At 66.2% G+C, this 19427-nt stretch carries 21 protein-coding genes and 1 riboswitch; of the genes, 17 read left to right on the top strand and 4 right to left on the bottom strand.

Going from position 1 to position 19427, the window contains the following annotated elements; translation table 11 throughout:
- Positions 1–164: 164 nt before the first annotated feature.
- Complete coding sequence (locus ABID97_RS11110; RefSeq protein WP_354398539.1) at positions 165–593, bottom strand: gamma-glutamylcyclotransferase family protein; 429 nt, start codon at positions 591–593, stop codon at positions 165–167.
- 37 nt (positions 594–630) lie between these two features.
- Here ABID97_RS11110 and ABID97_RS11105 point away from each other — a divergent pair, with 37 nt between their 5' ends.
- The 12 genes from ABID97_RS11105 to ABID97_RS11050 all read left to right on the top strand — a co-directional run bounded on the left by ABID97_RS11105 (position 631) and on the right by ABID97_RS11050 (position 12945).
- A complete protein-coding gene (locus ABID97_RS11105) occupies positions 631–1557 on the top strand; it encodes a DMT family transporter (protein ID WP_354398538.1) in 927 nt (308 codons plus the stop codon).
- Between the two features lie 155 nt (positions 1558–1712).
- Positions 1713–2159 carry an SWIB/MDM2 domain-containing protein gene (locus tag ABID97_RS11100; RefSeq protein ID WP_354398537.1) on the top strand — a complete coding sequence of 149 codons (447 nt, stop codon included), beginning with the start codon at positions 1713–1715 and terminating at the stop codon, positions 2157–2159.
- Positions 2160–2419: 260 nt separating this feature from the next.
- The gene (locus ABID97_RS11095; RefSeq protein WP_354398536.1) at positions 2420–3076 is read left to right on the top strand and encodes a TetR/AcrR family transcriptional regulator; all 657 of its coding nucleotides are present in this window, start codon (positions 2420–2422) and stop codon (positions 3074–3076) included.
- A gap of 143 nt (positions 3077–3219) precedes the next feature.
- Positions 3220–4203 carry a tripartite tricarboxylate transporter substrate binding protein gene (locus ABID97_RS11090; protein WP_354398535.1) on the top strand — a complete coding sequence of 328 codons (984 nt, stop codon included), beginning with the start codon at positions 3220–3222 and terminating at the stop codon, positions 4201–4203.
- Between the two features lie 44 nt (positions 4204–4247).
- Positions 4248–5021 (top strand): ABC transporter permease, encoded by a 774-nt coding sequence (locus tag ABID97_RS11085; protein WP_354398534.1) that lies wholly within the window; start codon positions 4248–4250, stop codon positions 5019–5021.
- A gap of 40 nt (positions 5022–5061) precedes the next feature.
- The gene (locus ABID97_RS11080) at positions 5062–6072 is read left to right on the top strand and encodes an ABC transporter substrate-binding protein (RefSeq protein WP_354398533.1); all 1011 of its coding nucleotides are present in this window, start codon (positions 5062–5064) and stop codon (positions 6070–6072) included.
- A gap of 60 nt (positions 6073–6132) precedes the next feature.
- Positions 6133–6912 carry an ABC transporter ATP-binding protein gene (locus tag ABID97_RS11075; RefSeq protein WP_354398532.1) on the top strand — a complete coding sequence of 260 codons (780 nt, stop codon included), beginning with the start codon at positions 6133–6135 and terminating at the stop codon, positions 6910–6912.
- Between the two features lie 10 nt (positions 6913–6922).
- The gene (locus tag ABID97_RS11070; RefSeq protein ID WP_354398531.1) at positions 6923–8353 is read left to right on the top strand and encodes an enolase C-terminal domain-like protein; all 1431 of its coding nucleotides are present in this window, start codon (positions 6923–6925) and stop codon (positions 8351–8353) included.
- Between the two features lie 34 nt (positions 8354–8387).
- Positions 8388–9551: a Gfo/Idh/MocA family protein gene (locus ABID97_RS11065; RefSeq protein ID WP_354398530.1), complete on the top strand. Its 1164-nt coding sequence runs from the start codon at positions 8388–8390 to the stop codon at positions 9549–9551.
- A gap of 10 nt (positions 9552–9561) precedes the next feature.
- Positions 9562–10749 carry a dihydrodipicolinate synthase family protein gene (locus tag ABID97_RS11060; RefSeq protein WP_354398529.1) on the top strand — a complete coding sequence of 396 codons (1188 nt, stop codon included), beginning with the start codon at positions 9562–9564 and terminating at the stop codon, positions 10747–10749.
- An 11-nt stretch (positions 10750–10760) separates the two neighbouring features.
- Entirely contained in the window at positions 10761–11639 is an 879-nt protein-coding gene (locus ABID97_RS11055; RefSeq protein ID WP_354398528.1) for a sugar phosphate isomerase/epimerase family protein, read from the top strand.
- Between the two features lie 208 nt (positions 11640–11847).
- Positions 11848–12945 carry a DNA glycosylase AlkZ-like family protein gene (locus ABID97_RS11050; protein ID WP_354398527.1) on the top strand — a complete coding sequence of 366 codons (1098 nt, stop codon included), beginning with the start codon at positions 11848–11850 and terminating at the stop codon, positions 12943–12945.
- A gap of 214 nt (positions 12946–13159) precedes the next feature.
- Here ABID97_RS11050 and ABID97_RS11045 read toward each other — a convergent pair whose 3' ends face one another.
- Positions 13160–13495 (bottom strand): DUF2645 family protein, encoded by a 336-nt coding sequence (locus ABID97_RS11045; protein WP_354398526.1) that lies wholly within the window; start codon positions 13493–13495, stop codon positions 13160–13162.
- Between the two features lie 250 nt (positions 13496–13745).
- Positions 13746–13903, top strand: a riboswitch (FMN riboswitch).
- A 96-nt stretch (positions 13904–13999) separates the two neighbouring features.
- On the opposite strand from ABID97_RS11045, the gene ABID97_RS11040 reads away from it, so the two are divergent.
- Genes ABID97_RS11040 through arsC form a run of 3 tightly spaced genes read left to right on the top strand, consistent with a single transcriptional unit; the run spans position 14000 to position 15602 of the window.
- Positions 14000–14515 (top strand): 6,7-dimethyl-8-ribityllumazine synthase, encoded by a 516-nt coding sequence (locus tag ABID97_RS11040; RefSeq protein ID WP_354398525.1) that lies wholly within the window; start codon positions 14000–14002, stop codon positions 14513–14515.
- A 32-nt stretch (positions 14516–14547) separates the two neighbouring features.
- Positions 14548–15222 (top strand): glutathione S-transferase family protein, encoded by a 675-nt coding sequence (locus tag ABID97_RS11035; RefSeq protein WP_354398524.1) that lies wholly within the window; start codon positions 14548–14550, stop codon positions 15220–15222.
- Positions 15219–15602 carry an arsenate reductase (glutaredoxin) gene (gene arsC / locus ABID97_RS11030; protein WP_354398523.1) on the top strand — a complete coding sequence of 128 codons (384 nt, stop codon included), beginning with the start codon at positions 15219–15221 and terminating at the stop codon, positions 15600–15602. The genes ABID97_RS11035 and arsC overlap by 4 nt, the downstream gene beginning before the upstream one ends.
- 14 nt (positions 15603–15616) lie before the next feature.
- Here arsC and ABID97_RS11025 read toward each other — a convergent pair whose 3' ends face one another.
- Both ABID97_RS11025 and ABID97_RS11020 read right to left on the bottom strand, forming a co-directional pair.
- Positions 15617–16369: a sulfite exporter TauE/SafE family protein gene (locus tag ABID97_RS11025; protein WP_354401732.1), complete on the bottom strand. Its 753-nt coding sequence runs from the start codon at positions 16367–16369 to the stop codon at positions 15617–15619.
- 49 nt (positions 16370–16418) lie between these two features.
- Positions 16419–17672 carry an MFS transporter gene (locus ABID97_RS11020; protein WP_354398522.1) on the bottom strand — a complete coding sequence of 418 codons (1254 nt, stop codon included), beginning with the start codon at positions 17670–17672 and terminating at the stop codon, positions 16419–16421.
- A gap of 88 nt (positions 17673–17760) precedes the next feature.
- On the opposite strand from ABID97_RS11020, the gene ABID97_RS11015 reads away from it, so the two are divergent.
- Positions 17761–18603, top strand: a complete 843-nt coding sequence (locus ABID97_RS11015) for an AraC family transcriptional regulator (protein ID WP_354398521.1) — start codon at positions 17761–17763, stop codon at positions 18601–18603.
- A gap of 75 nt (positions 18604–18678) precedes the next feature.
- Positions 18679–19395 (top strand): phosphatase PAP2 family protein, encoded by a 717-nt coding sequence (locus ABID97_RS11010; RefSeq protein WP_354398520.1) that lies wholly within the window; start codon positions 18679–18681, stop codon positions 19393–19395.
- Positions 19396–19427 lie beyond the last annotated feature (32 nt).

The following is a 19427-nucleotide window of genomic DNA, read 5'->3' as shown; positions in this document are numbered from 1 at the left end:
ATAGAAGACATATTTTTATGCGAGCACTATCAACCACTTAGGCGTGTATTTCTCCATGCGAAATTATTTTTCTCATATTGAGAAAAAATATTGCAGCGCAGCAGCTGTTCATTTCGCAATATGCAACGTCTCTCTCAGGCGTGAAACGGCGGTGCCGAAACCCATCAACGTGCAGCCGCGTGCGCGATCCAGTCGCCGCTCCTGATCACTGCGCGCCGCGCGATGCGCGACGGATGGATTTCGTACACCAGGCACTCGAACTGCCGTGCGCCTGCGGCCACGGTCACATGCCGCTTGATGTACTCGCCGGAGCCATCGTCGGCAACTTCCTCGAGCAGGTCGAGCGCGGCTTCCACCTCGGGTTCGATGCGGTAGATCTCGCCCACGACGCGCCCTTTTCCGCCCAGCACCACGCCCGGATAGCTGTCCAGGTCGTAGAGCGTGCCCGCGATTGCGCCATCGGCCACGTGGAAGGGCTCGGGCCGGAAGCGCGCAATGTCGTTGCGCCCGCCGCGGCGCAGCGTGCCATAGACGAACACGTGGCGCAGCGCGTGCGCACCCTGCAGGCCCTCGGATTTCGGCGTTTGCGGCATCATTGAATCCATCGTCCCACAACAAGCATCCAGTCTATTGAACACCGCCGTCCCCGCCTCCAGCCGCCTCGTCGCCTACGGCTGCCTGGCCTTGAGCATGTCGCTCGTCGGCAGTTATGTCGCCCTCTCCAAACCGTTGGTCGCCGCATTCCCGGTGCTGCTGCTCGCGTGGCTTCGCTTCGGCATCGCCGCGCTCGCGATGCCGCACTGGCTGCGGCGTCCGCTGGCCGAACGGCCCATGAGCCGGCGCATCCGCGGCCTGGTTTTTCTCGAATCTTTCCTCGGCAACTTCCTGTTCTCGATCTGCATGCTGTTCGGCGTGAGCCTCACGAGCGCGGTGTCGGCCGGTGTGATCATGGCGTCCATTCCGGCGGTCGTGGCGGTTGCGAGCTGGCTCTTCCTGCGCGAGCGCATCACCGTGCGCATCGGTCTCGCGATCGGCTGCGCAGCCATCGGCATCGGGCTGCTCGCGCTGGTGCCGGCGCACGTCCAAGCCAATGCAGAAGGCTCTTCGCACGCGTCGATGCCCTGGCTCGGCAACCTGCTGGTGTTCTGCGCGGTGCTGTGCGAATCGGCGTATGCGGTGATCGGCAAGTCACTCACCGGGCACCTCGGCCCCAAGCGCATCTCTTCGCTCATCAACCTCTGGGGCTTCGTGCTGTCGATGCCCTTCGGCATCTGGTTCGCACTGCAGTTCGACTTCTCGGCCGTGCGCCTGGGCACATGGGCCCTGCTGGTGGTCTACGCGCTGGCCGCAAGCATCTGGACGGTGTGGCTCTGGATGACGGGCCTGCGCCACGTGCCCGCAGCGCAAGCGGGCGTTTTCACGGTGATGCTGCCGGTGAGCGCGGCCCTCGTCGGCGTGCTGGTGCTGGGCGAAAGCCTCTCGTCGGCACAGCTCATCGCATTCGCGCTTGCGCTGGTGGGCGTGGTGCTGGCGACGTGGCCCGAACGCCGAAGCTGAAAACCACGGGTTCTCCCCTCTGAAAAAACAACAGCTCCCAATGAAAAAAGCTCTTTTTCCCTTGGAAACGCGTTTCTTCTCCTTTAGCATCCGCAATGCCACTGGAGACGCAAGTTTTTCATTGGTGACTGTTCAACCAAAAAAGGAAATCAACCATGGCAACTGCAAAGAAGGCTCCGGCCAAGAAAGCTCCGGCAAAGAAGGCCGCTCCCGCCAAGAAGGCTGCGGCTCCTGCGAAGAAGGCCGCACCGGCCAAGAAGGCTGCGCCCGCCAAGAAGGCTGCTGCTCCTGCGAAGAAGGCTGCTCCCGCGAAGAAGGCTGCTCCTGCAAAGAAGGCCGCCCCCGCCAAGAAGCGCACGCCCAACGCCGCGTTCATGAAGGCCCTGACCCCCAGCCCGGCACTCGCCGCCGTGGTCGGCTCGACGCCCCTGCCGCGCACCGCCGTCGTGAGCAAGCTCTGGGACTACATCAAGAAGAACAACCTTCAAGACAAGGCCAACAAGCGCAACATCAACGCCGACGCCAAGCTGAAGGAAATCTTCGGCAAGCCGCAAGTCTCGATGTTCGAACTGGCCGCGCTGATCGGCAAGCACGTCAAGTAAGCGCTCGGGCACTGCGCGTGCATCGCGCTCCCGAATCACAAAGCCGGCACATGCCGGCTTTTTTTTGGCCTGCGCAGCGCGCGTGATCGACGCGAGCGTGGCGCGCGTGGAAGCGGTTCGATCAAACAACGACGATCGGGGGGCCGGCGGGTTGTGATGTACTCATGAGAAGTCGAACCTCCGCTGCAAATGTCTCTGGCAATTATGTGCGTCCGCCCTCAACGCCTTGCGTTAATTCACCAAATGGTTAAATTCGCGCCATGAAGGCCACCAAGGACTCCTTACCCGAAACGATCGAGCCGCGCTCGCGCGATGCCGACCGCTCGCAACTCGCCATTCTTGCGTCGGCGCGCGACGAGTTCGCCGAACGAGGCCTGGCCGGTGCGCGCATGGACAGCATCGCCGCGCGCGCGGGGCTGAACAAGCGACTCATCTATTACTACTTCGGCAGCAAGGACGACCTGTTCCTGGCGGTGCTCGAACGCACCTACGCCGACATCCGCGAAGCCGAGCAGCGCCTGCACCTGGACGAGATCGATCCGGTCGAGGCCATCCGCCAGCTGGTGTCGTTCACCTGGCACTACTACCTCGAGCATCCGGAGTTCATCACGCTGCTGAACAGCGAGAACCTGCATTGCGCCGCGCACCTGAAGCGCTCCGAACGCATCCAGGAGATGAACTCGCCGCTGGTGCAGCTGCTGGACACGGTGCTGGAGCGCGGCAAGCGCGACAAGCTGTTTCGCGCCGGCGTGGACCCGGTGCAGCTGTACATCTCGATCGCCTCGCTCTGCTACTTCTACCTGTCGAACAACCACACGCTGTCGGCCATCTTCGGCCGCGACCTGCGTGCACCCAAGGCGATGGCCCAGCGGCTCTCGCACATGACCGACCTGGTCCTGGGCTACGTGCTGCACTGAGCCCTCGCGCGGACCTCCAGGCATCTCCGGGTATCTACCGATCGGCAGCGGTTGCGCTGCGGCGGCAGCCTTTCTAAAATCGCTAATTCACTTACTGGTGAATTATTCGACAGACAAGGCGGCTCGTCCGCGCGGAGACATTCATGAAGCAACTCGTACGCACCACCGCACTGGCCACGCTCACCTGCCTTGCCGGGTTGATGCCGGGGCTGGCCTCGGCGCAGGGCAGCTACCCCACCAAGCCCATTCGCGTCATCGTGCCGTTTGCGGCCGGCAGCACCACCGACATCATTGCGCGCGCCATCGCCGACAAGATGGGCGCCAGCATGGGCCAGACGCTGGTGATCGAGAACAAGGGCGGCGCGAGCGGCACCATCGGCCAGCAGGCAGTGGCGACGGCCGCGCCGGACGGCTACACGATCATGATCCATTCGTCCTCGCACACGGTGAGCCCTTCGACCTTCGCCAAGCTGCCCTTCGACACGGTGAACGACTTCGCCGGTGTCACGCCGATCTCGTCGCTGCCCAACGCGCTCGTGATCTCGCCCACCAAGAGCATCAAGACCCTGCAGCAGCTGCTGGCCGCCGCGCGCGCCAAGCCGGGCAGCATGAACTTCGCCTCCGCCGGCCAGGGCAGCGCCACCCACCTGAACGCCGAGAAGTTCAAGATGGCCGCCAAGATCGACGCGACCAACATCCCGTTCAAGGGCTCGGGCGAAGCGGTGAGCGAAGTGCTCGCCGGCCGGGTCGACTACTACTTCTCCCCCATCGCGCCGGTCATCGGCCAGATCAAGGAAGGCCAGCTGCTGGCGCTGGCCGTCGGCTCGCCCAAGCGCGCCGCCGCCCTGCCTGACGTGCCCACCACCGCCGAGGCCGGCGTGCCCGGCTCGGAGTTCAATTTCTGGATCGGCATGATGGCGCCCGCCAAGACGCCGCGCGACATCGTCAACCGCCTGCACGACGAAGTGGTGAAGGCGCTGGCCACGCCCGAGGTCAAGGAGCGCTTCCTCAAGCTGGGTGCCGACGCGTGGACGCTCAAGCCCGAGCAGTTCGACGCCTACATCAAGGAAGAGATCGGCAGCAACGCACAGCTGGTGAAGGCCGCGGGCCTCTCGGTCCAGCAGTAAGCCGGCCCACTCCACCCGTCCCGCCAGACCCGCCGGCCGCCGCCATGCTCCGCAAGCTCCTGCTCTCCCCGGCCCTGCGGCCGTTCCTGCTGATCTTGCTGCTGCTGGTGCTGTGGGACCTCGCGATCCGGCTCTTCAGGATTCCGGCCTACCTGGTGCCGCCGCCGCTCGCGGTGGTGAAGCAGCTGGTCGCCGAATGGCCGCGCCTGCTGGGCGAAAGCTGGAAGACCACGCTCGCGACGCTGGGCGGCTTCGGCCTCACGATCGTGATCGGCATTCCGATTGCCATGGTCATCGCCTATTCGCGGCTGGTGGAGTCTTACGTGTACCCCCTGCTGGTGTTCTCGCAGAGCATCCCCAAGGTGGCGATCGCGCCGCTCTTCGTGGTGTGGTTCGGCTTCGGCATCTTTCCGAAGGTGATCTCGGCCTTTCTGCTCGGCTTCTTCCCGGTGGTGGTTTCCACGGTGATGGGCTTCAAGTCGGTCGAGCCCGACATGCTCGACCTCTCGCGCTCGATGGGCGCGAGCCGCCTGCAGACCTTCCTGAAGATCAGCCTGCCGCAGGCCCTTCCTTCCATCTTCAGCGGCCTGAAGGTGTCCGTGACCCTGGCCGTGGTGGGTGCCGTGGTGGGCGAGTTCGTCGGTTCCAACTCGGGCATCGGCTACGTGCTGCAGGTGGCCAACGGCAACTTCGACCTGCCGCTGATGTTTGCCGCACTGGTGGTGCTGTCGAGCATCGGCGTGATTCTTTTCGTCGCCGTCGACCTGGTCGAGCGCCTGATGATTCCGTGGCACGCATCGCAGCGCCACACCCAATGAGTTCCTTCGCCCTCCCCACACAACCCCAGGAGACAACGCCATGAAGAAACTGCTTCCCTCGATGCTCGCCGCCGCCGTGACGGCATTGGCCGCCTTCGCCGCCGCGCCCGTCCATGCGCAGGCGGACAAGCCGAAGGACAAGGTCACGCTGATGCTCAACTGGTACCTCTACAGCGAGCATGCGCCCTTCTTCCTCGGCAAGGAAAAGGGCTTCTATGCCGACGAAGGCATCGACCTGGAGATCCAGGAAGGCCGCGGCTCGGCTGTCACGGCGCAGGCGGTGGCGGCCAAGTCGGCCACCTTCGGCTACATCGACGTCACCACCATGATCAAGGCCGCCGCCAAGGGCGCGCCGCTGAAGTCGACCGGCGTGCTGTTCCAGGTGAGCCCGATGTCGGTCATGGGCTTTTCGGAGAAGAACATCAAGACGCCGAAGGACATCATCGGCAAGACCGTGGCCACGACGCCCGGCGACTCGATGTCGCAGATGTGGCCGCTGTTCCTCAAGGTGAACAACATCCAGCCCGACCAGGTGAAGATCGTCTCGGGCGACGGCCAGACCAAGCTCAATGCGGTCATCAACGGCCAGGCCGACCTGCTGCTCGGCTACGTGATGGACCAGGCCATCAAGCTGCAGGACGCCACCGGCAAGCCCGTCACGCCGATCCGCTTTGCCGATTCGGGGGTGAACCAGATCAGCTCCGGGATCATCGCCAACAAGAACCTGCTGACCGAGAACCCCGACCTGGTCAAGCGCTTCATGCGGGCCTCCACCAAGGCCGCTGAAGCCGCCGAGAAAAGCCCCGAAGCGGCGGTCGACGCAATGCTGAAGGCCAATCCGAAAGCCGGCGTGCGCGACACGCTGATCGTCGGCATGAAGCAGAGCATCGGGCTCTATCACACGAAGGAAACGGCCAACCAGCGCCCCTTCCGCGTCGCGATGAAGAACGTGAACGACTCACTCGACCTGTTGGTGCAGTACGGCGGCATGGACCCGTCGACGCGCGGCAAGCCTGAAGACTACGTGACGCTCGACTTCCTTCCGCAGTAAGCGCACCGCCCGCCTTTGCACGCAGCCCTCGCGTTCAGCCCTCGCACTCCCGAAAGTTCCATGTCCACCAATGTCTTGATCGAAGCGCGGGGCGTCTCGAAGACCTACCAGACCAAGGACGGCCCGGTCGAGTCGCTCAAGCCGCTCGACTTCGCCATCGCGGAGGGCGAGTTCGTCTCGGTGGTGGGGCCGTCGGGCTGCGGCAAGAGCACGCTGCTCAAGATGGTGGCCGGGCTCCTGCCCATCAGCGGCGGCGAGCTCGCGCTGGCCGGCAAGCCGATCAAGGGGCCCCAGAAGGACGTGGGCATCGTGTTCCAGAGCGCGGTGCTGCTGCCATGGCGCAGCGTGGAAGACAACATCCTGCTGCAGGCCGAGATGCGCCACCTGCCCAAGGCCGCGTCGCAGGCCCGCGCCCGCGAGCTGATGGCGATGGCCGGGCTCAAGGGCTTCGAGGGCAAGTACCCCTGGCAGCTTTCGGGCGGCATGCAGCAGCGCGCATCGATCTGCCGCGCGCTGCTGCACGACCCGTCGGTGCTGCTGATGGACGAGCCCTTCGGCGCGCTCGACGCGATGACACGCGAGAAGATGAACCTGGAACTGCAGCGCATCTGGATGGCATCGAAGAAGACCGTGATGCTGATCACCCACAGCATCCCGGAAGCCATCTTCCTGTCGGACCGCGTGATCGTCATGAGCGAGCGGCCGGGGTCGATCGCCGCCATCTACGACATCGACCTGCCACGCCCGCGCACGCTCGACATGATGGGCTCGGCCGAGTTCGGGGCCTACACGAAAGTGGTGCGCGCGCATTTCTTCTCGCAAGGCATCCTGGACCACTGAGCGCAGTCACATGACCCCGCCCCGCTTCCACATCGATGACATCCGCCTTGCCGAGCGCGACGTGGCGCTGCGGCTGCCGTTCCGCTTCGGAGCGGCCACGGTGACCGCGTGCCCGCAGGTGTACGTGCGCGTGCGCATCCGCTTTGCCGACGGCCGCACCGCCGAGGGGTGCGCGGCCGAGATGATGGTGCCCAAATGGTTCGACAAGAACCCCACGCTCACCAACGAGCAGAATTTCGAGCAGCTGCGCTTTTCGCTGCGCGACGCTCGCGACGCCTACTGCGCCGAGGACGACGCGCAGACCGCGTGGACGCACTTCGCCTCCAACCACGCCGCGCTCCAGGACAGCGCACGCGCAAAGGGACTCCAGGCCCTGGTCGCGGGCTACGGTCCGGCGCTGATCGACCGCGCCGTGCTCGATGCGCTCTGCCTGCACATGGGCGCGAGCTTTGCGGCGGCCATGAACGCCAACCTGTGCGGCATCGACATTGCGGGCAGCGGACTGGCCGACGATCTCGTCGGCTTCGACATGCCGGCGTACCTGGCCAGCCGGTCACCCCGCGATCGCATCGCAGCGCGCCATACGGTCGGCCTGGCCGACGCCATCGAGGACGATGATGCGCTGCCCGAAGCGCCCGCCGATGGATTGCCCGCAACCCTGGCCGCCGCCGTTCGCCGCTACGCCCTCACGCACTTCAAGCTCAAGCTTTGCGGCAACATCGCGCAGGACATCGCGCGCCTGGAACGCATCGCGCGCGTGATCGACGGCCATGCGCAACTCGTGACGCTCGACGGCAACGAACAGTACGCCGACGCCGACGACTTCACCGCTTTCCTGGACCGCATGCTGTCCACGCCCGTGCTCTGGAAGCTCGCGCAGAGAACCGTCTTTGTCGAACAGCCCCTGCGCCGGGATGCCTCATTGCAGCGCGACATCTCCGCGCTGGGCAAGCGCATTCCGCTGCTCATCGACGAATCCGATGCCACGCTGGACGCCTTCGTTCAAGCCCGCGCGCTGGGCTACACGGGCGTATCGAGCAAGAGCTGCAAGGGTTTCTACAAGTCCGTGATCAATGCGGCGCGCTGCACGCAATGGAATGCGGCCGACCGCAAGCCACGCCATTTCATCTCGGGCGAAGACCTGACCATGCAGGCCGGCGTCGGCGTGCAGCAAGACCTCGCGCTGGTCGCATGGCTCGGCCTTTCGCACGTCGAGCGCAACGGGCACCACTACGTGGACGGACTCGCGGCCGCGCCAGAGGCCGAACAACAGGCACTGCTGGCGACCCATCCCGGCCTTTACGAACTGAGCGACGGCGCCGTGCGCCTCGCCATCCGCGGCGGACAGCTGGCTCTGTCGTCGCTCGCCACCGCGCCCGGCTTTGCCACCGGCAAGCCCGGCGCAGGCATCTCGTGGGACGCCATGCGTTCCGTTTACTGAAGCTCCCTACCTCCGCATCCCAAGGAAGAAAACCATGGCCACCCAACGTCTCGGAATCATCATGCACGGCGTCACCGGCCGCATGGGCATGAACCAGCACCTGATCCGCTCCATTTGCGCCATTCGCGCGCAAGGCGGCGTCACCCTGTCCAACGGCGACAAAGTCATGCCCGACCCGATCCTCATCGGCCGCAACGCCGAGAAGATGGAAGCGCTCGCCAAGACCCACCAGATCGCGCGCTGGGGCACCGACCTGGACAAGGCGCTCGAGAACAAGGACGACACGATCTTCTTCGACGCCGGCACCACGCAGATGCGCCCCACCCTGCTGGCCAAGGCCATCCGCGCGGGCAAGCACGTGTACTGCGAAAAACCCATTGCCACCAACCTGAACGAGGCGGTGGAGATCGCGCGCCTGGCCGAAGGCTCGGGCCTGAAGCACGGCGCGGTGCAGGACAAGCTCTTTCTGCCGGGCCTGCGCAAGCTCGACATGCTGCGCCGCGCGGGCTTCTTCGGACGCATGCTCAGCGTGCGCCTGGAGTTCGGCTACTGGGTGTTCGAGGGCGACCTGCAGCCGATCCAGCGCCCCAGCTGGAACTACCGCAAGGAGGACGGCGGCGGGATGATCCTGGACATGATGTGCCACTGGCGCTATGTGCTGGACAACCTGTTCGGCGAGGTGAAGTCGGTCTCGTGCATTGGCGCCACGCACATCCCCAAGCGCTGGGACGAGGCCGGCCAGCCGTATGAAGCCACGGCCGACGATGCGGCCTACGCCACCTGCGAGCTCACGGGCCACAACGGCGAACCGGTGATCGCGCAGATCAACATGAGCTGGGCCACGCGCGTGCGCCGCGACGACCTGGTGACCTTCCACGTGGACGGCACCGACGGCTCGGCGGTGGCGGGCCTCTCGAGTTGCCGCGCCCAGTCGCGCGTGGCCACGCCGCGCCCGGTGTGGAACCCGGACGAGAAGCAGATGATGAATTTCTTCGACCAGTGGCAGGAGATTCCGGATTCGCAGGTGTACGACAACGGTTTCAAGATCCAGTGGGAGCATTTCATCCGCCACGTGGTGGAGAACGAGCCCTACAAGTGGACCCTGCCCGAAGGCGCCAAGGGCGTGCAGCTGGTGGAGGCGGCGCTCGCGTCGTGGCAGGATCGCCGCTGGATCGACGTGCCGCAGCTGAAGATCTGAGGCGGCAGTCATGGCACTCTCCCTGAATCTTCCCGCCGCGAGCGGCACCCTCGCGACCTATGCCCTGCGCGGCACCGCGCCGGTGAAGCCCGAGGCGGGCGTGGCATTCAACCGCATCGCCTACTCGGCCGCGCACGTGGTGGCCGATCCGCTGGCCGCGATCGATCCGTGGCTGCAATCGGCCGTGGACTGGGACGCGACCATCGCCTACCGCCGGCACCTGTTTTCGCTGGGCCTGGGCGTGGCCGAGGCGATGGACACGGCACAGCGCGGCATGGGGCTGGACTGGCCGACGTCGCTCGAGCTGATCCGCCGCTCGCTCGATGCCGCCAAGGACGTGCCGGGCGCGCGGGTGGCCTCGGGCTGCGGCACGGACCACCTGGACATCGACGCGGTGAAGAGCGTCGATGACGTGATCCGCGGCTACGAGGAGCAGATGGCTGCGATCGAGGCGCTGGGCGGCAAGCTCATCGTGATGGCGAGCCGTGCCCTGGCGCGGGTGGCAAAGAGCCCGGCGGACTACGAGCGCGTGTACGACCGCATCCTCTCGCAGGCGAAGCAGCCGGTGGTGCTGCACTGGCTGGGCGACATGTTCGACCCGGCGCTGGCGGGCTACTGGGGCAGCAAGGACGCGGATGCGGCGATGGACACGGCGCTGGACGTGATTGCCGCGCATCCGCACAAGGTGGACGGCATCAAGATTTCGCTGCTGGACAAGGACAAGGAGATCGCGATGCGGCGCCGCCTGCCGCCGGGCGTGCGCATGTACACGGGCGACGACTTCAACTACGCCGAGCTGATTGCCGGGGACGGCTTCGGCAGCGAGCCGACGCATGGCCAGAGCGACGCGCTGCTGGGGATCTTCGACGCCATCGCGCCGGCCGCGAGCGCCGCATTGGGCGCGCTGGCGCAAGGCAACACCGAGAAGTTCCACGCGATCCTCGGGCCCACGGTGCCGCTGTCGCGCCACATCTTTGCGGCGCCCACGCGCTTCTACAAGACGGGGGTGGTGTTCATGGCCTGGCTCAACGGCCACCAGACGCACTTCACCATGGTGGGCGGCCAGCAGAGCACGCGATCCCTGCAGCACTTTGCCGAGCTGTTCCGCCTGGCCGATGCGGCCAACCTGCTGGAGCAGCCGGAGCTGGCGGTGCGGCGGATGAAGACGCTGCTGGCTCTGCACGGCGTGGAAGGCTGATCGAAAAAGCCATGCGCGATTTCTCCCAGAACCACGACTGGCTGTCGATCAACACGGCGACCGTCCGCAAACAACTCGGCGCCGAGGTGCCGCTCGACCGCATCATCGACCAATGCGCCGGGCGCGGCATCCGCGCGATCAGCCCCTGGCGCGACCAGGTGGCTGCGGTCGGGCTCGACAAGGTCGCCAAACAACTGAAGGCGCACGGCATCGGCCTTTCGGGGTACTGCCGCGGCGGCTTCTTTCCGGCGCCCGACGCAGCGGGCCTGAAGGCCGCGCTGGACGACAACCGCCGCGCCATCGACGAAGCCAGGACGCTGGACGCGCCCTGCCTCGTGCTGGTGGTCGGCGCCCTTCCCGGCGCGCTCGAAGGCAAGATCGCCTACAAGGACATCGGCCGTGCGCGCGGCGAAGTGCGCGACGGCATTGCTGCGTCGCTCGAATATGCCCGCGAGGTCGGCATGCCGCTGGCCATCGAGCCGCTGCATCCGATGCAGGCCGCCGACCGCGCCTGCATCAACACGCTGGAACACGCGCTCGACATCTGCGACGAGCTCGACGCGGGCAAGACCGGCATGCTGGGCGTGGCACTGGACATCTATCACGTGTGGTGGGATCCGAAGCTGCAGCAGCAGATTGCGCGCGCCGGCCGTGAGCGTCTTCTGGCGTACCACGTCTGCGACTGGCTCACGCCCACGCGCGACTTGCTTTCCGATCGCGGGATGATGGGCGATGGCGTGGTCGAGCTGAAGAAGATCCGCGGCTGGGTCGAAGACGCGGGATTTTCCGGGTTCAGCGAGGTGGAGATTTTCTCGAATCTCGACTGGTGGCAGCGGGCCGGGAGCGAAACGCTCGACGTGTGTATCGAACGGCACAGGCAAGCCGTCTAGGTTCAGTTGTCGGAGGAGGCATTCAGGGCGCGTGCACAGGCCACCGGGTACTCCCCTCCGCGAATGTCCCCCGGGCTTCGCCCTCCTCCTTTATTTCGCTGCGGGGAGTACCCGGCGCCCTGTGCCCACTGAGCGCGGTCGTGGTGCTGGCAGATCAAGGACTGGTCGGAGAACAGCAGCGCCGCGAAGCTTGTGCTGCAATTCGCCCATGGCCACCCCGACTCTCGACGACCTGCGCCGCTATGCCATCGCGCGCACGCTGTTCAAACCCACGACGCTGCCGAGCGCGATCCGCAAACTCGGCTTCGTTCAGGCAGACCCGATCCGCGCACCCGCGCGCGCCCAGGACCTGACACTGCGCCACCGCGTGACAGACTACCGCGCGGGCGATCTCGAAACCCGCTACACGCGGCTTGCCATCGAGGAAGACTGCCTCGTCAACTACGGCTTCCTGCCGCGCGAGCACCTGGCGCTGATGCATCCGCGCGAAGCCAGGCAGCCCTGGGACGACGAGACCCGCCGCAAGGCCACCGATGTGCTGGCCTTCGTGCGCGAACGAGGACCGGTGCATCCGCGCGAAGTTGAACAGCACTTTGCGCACGGTCGGGTGAAGAACTACTGGGGCGGCTCGAGCAACGCGACCACGCGCCTGCTCGACGGCTTGCACTACCGGGGCATGCTGCGCGTGGTGCGGCGCGACAGCGGCACGCGCGTCTACGAGGCCGTGACTCATCTGCCCGCCGACGAAAGCCCCGCCGGCCGGGCCCGGCGCGCCGCCGCGCTCATCGACCTGGTGGTTCGCAAGTACGCACCGCTGCCGGCCGCAAGCCTCACCTATCTCGTGCGGCTGCTCGGCTACGGCGCGCCGCACCTCTCGGCGCAAACCCAGGCCGCGCTGCGGCTGGCACGCGAGGAACAACTCGCCAGTTGCAAGATCGAGGGCACCACCTGGTACTGGCCCGCCGATGAGAACCCCGCTTCGCGGCGTCATGCGCCCGACGAAGCGGTGCGCCTCCTCGCACCGTTCGACCCCGTGGTGTGGGACCGCCGCCGCTTCGAACTGCTGTGGGGCTGGACATACAAGTTCGAGGCCTACACGCCCGCGCCCCAGCGGCAGTTCGGCTACTACGCGCTGCCGCTGCTCTGGCACGAACGCGTGATCGGCTGGGGCAATGTGACAGCGTCCGAAGGCCGGCTGCATCCCGCCTTCGGCTATGTCGACAAGAAGCCGCGCGACGCTGCGTTTCGCGAAGCGCTCGATGAGGAATTGCACCGCATGACGCAGTTCCTGGCCGCACGACGCTGAACGGACCCTATCGGGCGGACGCCTGGAATGCGCGAGGCCTTCGTTGGCGAACCAAACGCCACGGTGAGACGTCATTTGCCCGAAAGCGCCAGCACCAAGCGACTTGAATCGCTTGCATGGCTGTAGACGTTGACCGGATCGGTGATCGTCTGGTCTTCTTAGGCATGCTGAAGAACAAGACCGGTGCACCACTTGCCTATCAGGTCGGCCAATCCTAGTAAGTCTCCCGGCCCGGGCAAAACGGGTAGTAAACAAGAAAACGCCACCCCCAAACAAAAAGCAGCACCAGCGCAAGCCATGCGGTGGAGTGAACCTTGCGCACCTTCAAAGAGAGCGCGCCGCCCGCAACGATGAGCGGAAACAGCACGATGAAGGAGATGACCCTGACCTCGAGGTCGTCGTCCAGGGGCAAGCCGCAAAAGGTGAGCCCGTCGGCGAGAGCCTCGGGCTCTTCGAGCATCCACTCGTATTTGTTCATCGGGATCACGAACATCGCGGCGATGCAAAGAGAGGCGTAGAGAGAAGCGACGATGGCGTGCAGTTTCTTCATGCTCGGAAGCGTATTTCCGGAGGATCGAGGAGCTATTCGATCCATTGTGGAAGCACTTGCCGGCGCCAAGAAGCAGCAGAAAGGCTCCTGGCTGCCATTCGCAATCCGATCGTGAGGAACTGCACGAAGGCGTGTTTCGTCTGGCGCTCGCAGAAGCGGACTTCCGTGGCGCCGTAGGGTTTATGAACCGAGGTGACAGCGCCTCGCGCAGCCCCTACCTAGAATCCGGGGGTCTCCGGCATTTCGGGGACAGCGTTCTCAGGGCGGGGCGAAACTCCCCACCGGCGGTAATGGCGACTCGTTCGCACAAGCCCGCGAGCGCCCGCGGCCTGCATTGGGCTGCGGGGTCAGCAGATTTCGGTGCAATTCCGAAGCCGACGGTCACAGTCCGGATGAAAGAGAGCGCGAAATGCGGGTCGGCCCGCGCGCTTTGCATGGAGCGCGCGGTCTGCCCTGCGGTTTCGTGCGCCCTGATTCAGGAAACCTGCTTTCAAGAGGCACACCATGAGTCAGATCAACGACCTTCCCCTTTCGGCCATCGACGCGTCGGGCAAACCGCGCGGCGAGCGCATCGCATTCGTCGAGGCGCAGTGGCATTCAGACATCGTCCACCAGGCGCGCGACGCCTTCCTTGCCGAGATGGAACGGCTGGGCGTGGCGCGCGAGCTGATCGACGTGTTCGACGTGCCGGGCGCCTTCGAGATTCCGCTGCATGCCAAGCGGCTGGCCAATTCGGGCCGGTACGCGGCCATCGTCGGCTGCGCGCTGGTGGTGGACGGCGGCATCTACCGCCATGAGTTCGTGGCCAGCACGGTGGTCAGCACGCTGATGTCGCTGCAACTCGAAACCGACGTGCCGATCTTCTCGGCCGTGCTCACGCCGCACCATTTCCACGAGCATGTGGAGCATCGCAAGTACTTCCACCGCCACTTTGCCGTGAAGGGCACCGAAGTGGCCGAAGCCTGCGTGAAGACGCTCGAAGGCCTGAAGGCGGTGGACGCATTGCTGGCGACCGCGTGACAACCGGCGTGCGGCTGCAGTAATCTTTGCGGATGGTTTCTGCATCCGCTTCCAAAGACCGCTACATCCTCTACGGCGCTCCCGGCTCGGGCGCCACGCCCGTCCACGCGGCGCTCACGCTGATCGGCGCCGAGGTCGATGCCGTCGACGTCTCGCCCTGGGAGAGCGAGGCCGAGCGCGAGCGGATGGCGGGCGTCAACCCGATGCGCCAGGTGCCTGCGCTGGTGCTGCCCTCCGGCGAAGTGATGACCGAGAGCGCGGCGATCCTGATCTGGCTCGGCGACCGCTATCCGGAAGCCGGGCTTTGCCCCGTGCCGGACGATCCGCTGCGCACGCGCTACCTGCGGTGGATGGTCTACCTGCCTGCGGCCATCTACGCGATGTACTGGGTGCGCGACGAACCCACGCGCCTCACGCCCGACCCGGCGGCCCAGGCGGTGATGCTCGAACGCACGGCCGAGCGCATTGCGCATTGCTGGCACCTCATGGACACGCAGATCGACGACCCTGCGCCGTACCTGCTCGGCGAGAAGTTGAGCATGCTCGACCTGTACGTCACCGTGCTGTCGCGCTGGACGCCGGGACGACGGCGCTTCTATCGCGAAGCACCGCGCATGGCCGGCGTGGTGCGGCGGGTCGATGCCGATCCGCGCCTGGCCGAATTCTGGGCCGCGCGCTATCCTTTCACGAAGGGCGAACAGACATGAGCGCACGCACGCCGACCCCCGCGTATCCGATGACCATCTTCCACAAGCCCAACTGCAGCACCTCGCGCAACGTGCTGGGCCTGATCCGCGAAAGCGGCGTGGAACCCGAGATCGTCCTGTACCTGGAAACCCCGCCGTCCAAGGAGAAGCTGCGCGCGCTGGCAAAGGCCATGGGCGTGGGCGCGCGCGACCTGCTGCGCGCCAAGGAGGCACCTTACGAAGAACTGGGGCTGGCCGACCCGAAGTGGACCGACGACCAGCTGTTCGATTTCATCGCCACGCATCCGATCCTGCTGCAGCGCCCCATCGTCGTGTCGCCGCGCGGCACGCTGATGTGCCGGCCGTGGGCACGCGTGCGCGAGATCCTGCCTTCGGCGTAGCCCGAGCCAGTCGCTCAGCCGCGCTGCAGCAGCGCGGGCACGCCCGACGCCAGCATGGCCGCACCCGATGCAGTGAGCAAGCCCAGCACCAGCTTGCGGAACGCCGTCTCGCTGATGCCGATGTAGAGCCGCGCCCCCAGCAGCACCGGCACCGCCACGGCCAGTGCCACCAACCCCAGCAGCGGCACCGTCGACATGCCGATGCTGCCGCTTGCCAGGTGGAGCGCGAACGCCACCACCAGCATCGAGAGATTGAAGTTCTGGATCACCGCGCGCTGCGTGTCGCGCTGGAAGCCGCGCAAGGTGCACCAGAGCGTGGGAATGGTGCCGGAGAAGCCGCCGATGCCGGCCATGGCGCCGCCGATGGTTCCGGCGATGCCGTCGGCGATTCGGCCACCGAAAGTGATCTTCGGAAGATGCCGCGACATCAGCATCGCAGGACACCACAGCACCAGCAGCACACCGAGGCAGACCTTGAAGACCACGAGATCGAGGTGCGGCAGCAGCCACACGCCGAACGGCACGCCGGCCAGTCCGCCGACCACGAAGGGCCACAGCAGGTGCCTGTCGAAAGCGCGCCGCACGGTGACGGCGGCAATCACCTGGCCGGTGAGCGCGCCGAAGAGGGCAAGGACCGCCGCCAGTTGCGGCTCCAGGGTCCAGGCCCAGACCGACATGGCGACCAGGCCGAAGGCGAAGCCCGACAACCCCTGCACGAAACCCGCCAGTGCGGCACCGGCGATCACATAGACATACAAGGACTGCATGCGGCCGATGATATCGGCCACACCCGCGCCCGGCGCCCTGCCGGAACGGTCAGGCCGAGGCCGTCACCAGCGCCGTGCGCCGCACGCGCGTGACGTTGAAGGCGCTGGCAATCAGCACGGCCTGCACCAGTGCAAGGCCGACGATCACGCTCGTGTACTGGGCGTGGTCCATCAGGCGGCCGAACACCAGCGGCGCCAGGGCCTGCCCGATGTCCAGTCCGGCATACACCACGCCGTAGACGCGGCCCGTGGCGTTGGGCGGCGTCGAACGCTTGACCAGCAGGTCGCGCGAAGGCCCCGCCACGCCCGAGACGAAGCCCATGGCGCCGAACAGCACCGGCACCATCACCGGCGGAAACTGCGCAAAGGCCAGCACCAATGCCAGCACGGCCGCAACACCGAAGCCCATTCCCACGATGCGTTCGCAGCGAGACGGGTCCGAGGCGAGAAAGCCGCCCACCACCATGCCGGCCGCGCTGGCCACCATGTAGACCGTGAGGCACACCGCCACCAGCGCGACCGGCACCGCATGCAGGTGGCCGGCGGCCACGGGCGCGAAGGTCTGCACCACGCTGATCACGACCGCATAGAAGAAAAAGAAGCCGAAGCACATCCACACGGCAGGGATGCGCAGGAAGTCGAACTCGCCGCCGATGGGAGCAGGCTCGCCATGGCCGGTGGCCTTCTGCACCGTCTTCACGTCGAGCGCGAGCACGCTGCGGTAGGCCCACAGCACCAGCAGCACCACGATGGCCAGCACGCCCGCCGATGCCAGCGCCACGCGCCATGAGAACGCGATGGCGATCGGCACCACGAAGGCCGGCGCCAGCGCCCAGCCCAGGCTGCCCGTGATGCCGTGCACGCTGTAGGCATGGCCGAGCCGCGTCGGTGCCACCTTGCGGTTGAAGAGCGTGTAGTCGACCGGGTGGAACACACCGTTGCCGACGCCGCCCACCACGGCGCACAGCAGCAGCATCCAGTAGCTCTGGGCCAGCGCATAACCGAAAGCCGCCAGCGCCAGCGCACCGAGTCCCACGAACAGCACCGGCCGCGGACCGAGCTTGTCGACGATGAAGCCCGAGGCCGCCTGCACCACGCATGACACCACGAAGAACACCGTCAGCACCGCGCCAAGCTCGGTGTAGCTCACGTTGAACGCGTCCTTCAGCCATGGGAACAGCGGCGCGAGGATCAGCTGGCTGAAGTGGCTGATGGCATGGGCCAGGCCGACCAGTCCGATCAGTTGGGCGTCGCCTCGCAAATTGGTGGGGGAAGCGGCCGTGGAGGAAGGCGATGAAGACATGGATTGCTACAAAAAACGGGGCAGGCACCGATGCTATGCCGGCCAGTCGCGGCAGAATGGCGATACAGCGACAACATTTGTCGAAACCATGCCAAGCGTCGTTTCCACCCCTTCTCCGGTCACCAGCGTGGCTTCCCTCACGCCGCACCTCTTCGCACCCGACGCCGTGCGGCCGCTGCGCGCGAAGGAGCATTTCCTCAGCGCCGACACCTTCGTCGAGCTGCACCAGCACCCCTGGCCGCAGCTCACCTTCTCGACCCGCGGCGTGATCCGGCTCAGCACGCAAGACGGCAGCTACATCGTGCCCCCGTCGCGCGCGGTCTGGGTGCCGGCCAACATGCCGCACAGCATCATGCTGATCGAGGATGCCGAGCTGCGCACCGTCTACCTCCACGCCTGGCTCGGCCCGCCATGGGAGAAGTGCGAGGTGCTCGAGATCAGCCCGCTGCTGCGCGCGCTGATGCTGGCGCTGGACACCACGCCGGACGGCCTCCCGCCGGCCGACCCGCATGCGGCGCAGCGCGAACGCATGATCGCCCCGCTGCTGGTGGACGAGTTGGAGCGCGCCACGCAGATCCGCATCGACGTTCCGCTGCCCGCCGACAAACGGCTGCGCCAGCTGTGCGAGGCATTGCTGCGCAACCCCGCCGACCGGGCTACGCTGGCCGAGCGCGCCGCTGCCATCGGCGCCAGCGAGCGCACGGTGGCGCGGCTGTTCCGCGACCAGTTGGGCATGAGCTGGCAGCAATGGCGCCAGCAGGCGGTGATGGCGCATGCGCTGCCGCTGCTCGCACGCGGCATGGCCGTGAGCCAGGTGGCGGCGGCCAGCGGCTATGCGACCGACAGCGCCTTCTGCGCCATGTTCAAGGCAGCCACCGGTCGTTCGCCGACCTCGTTCCAGCACCGCAAGCGCTCCGCCGCCCTCTCCTGAATGGCGGCAAGCCGTCACGGCGCTCTGGCAAGATCGGCGGGCCGAAGAAACCACGGACCATCCACCGACTTGCCCATGGCGCCCAATTCGCGATCGCATCGCCCCCTGACCTGGACCCAAGACATCGGCGAGCGCGCTCGCAACCTGTTCTGGCTCAAGGCGATCGGCACCACGGTCTTCACCTGGCTCTTCTTCATCGGCTACTTCCACCTGCTGCGCAATCCGGTCCACCCGGTCGCGGTGATGCCGCTCACGGCGCTGGACCGCCTGATTCCGTTCCAGCCCTACACGCTGGGCGCCTACCTGTCGCTCTGGTTCTACGTGGGCGTCGCGCCCGGGCTGCAGCTTGGTTTTCGCGAACTGGTGGTGTACGGCCTGTGGATCGGCGCGCTGTGCCTCACGGGCCTGGGCTTGTTCTACTTCTGGCCCACGCAGGTACCGCCGCTCGCCATCGACGTGTCGGGCTACCCGGGCTTTGCGATGCTGCAGGGCGTGGACGCCGCGGGCAACGCCTGCCCATCGATGCACGTGGCCGTGGCCATCTTCACGGCGATCCGGCTCGACCATGTGCTGCGCGAAGCGCGCACGCCGGTCTTTCTGCGCCTTGCCAACTGGGCCTGGTTTGCCGCCATTGCCTGGTCGACGCTGGCCGTCAAGCAGCACGTGGTGCTCGATGCGCTGGCCGGCGCCCTGCTGGGAATGGCCTTCGCGCTGCCTTCGCTGCGGTGGCGCCCGGAGGGCAGGCGCCGAGGCAATTCCCTGGTCGGAGCGGATATCATTGGCCATCACTGACCCACAAGCCGAGCGAGGAAGGGGTCGATCCA

The sequence above is a fragment of the Variovorax sp. OAS795 genome, assembly GCF_040546685.1.
In the GTDB taxonomy this organism is placed as follows: Bacteria; Pseudomonadota; Gammaproteobacteria; order Burkholderiales; family Burkholderiaceae_C; genus Variovorax.
Note: the sequence above shows the minus strand (reverse complement) of the source record. Positions and strands in the feature narration are given on the sequence as shown.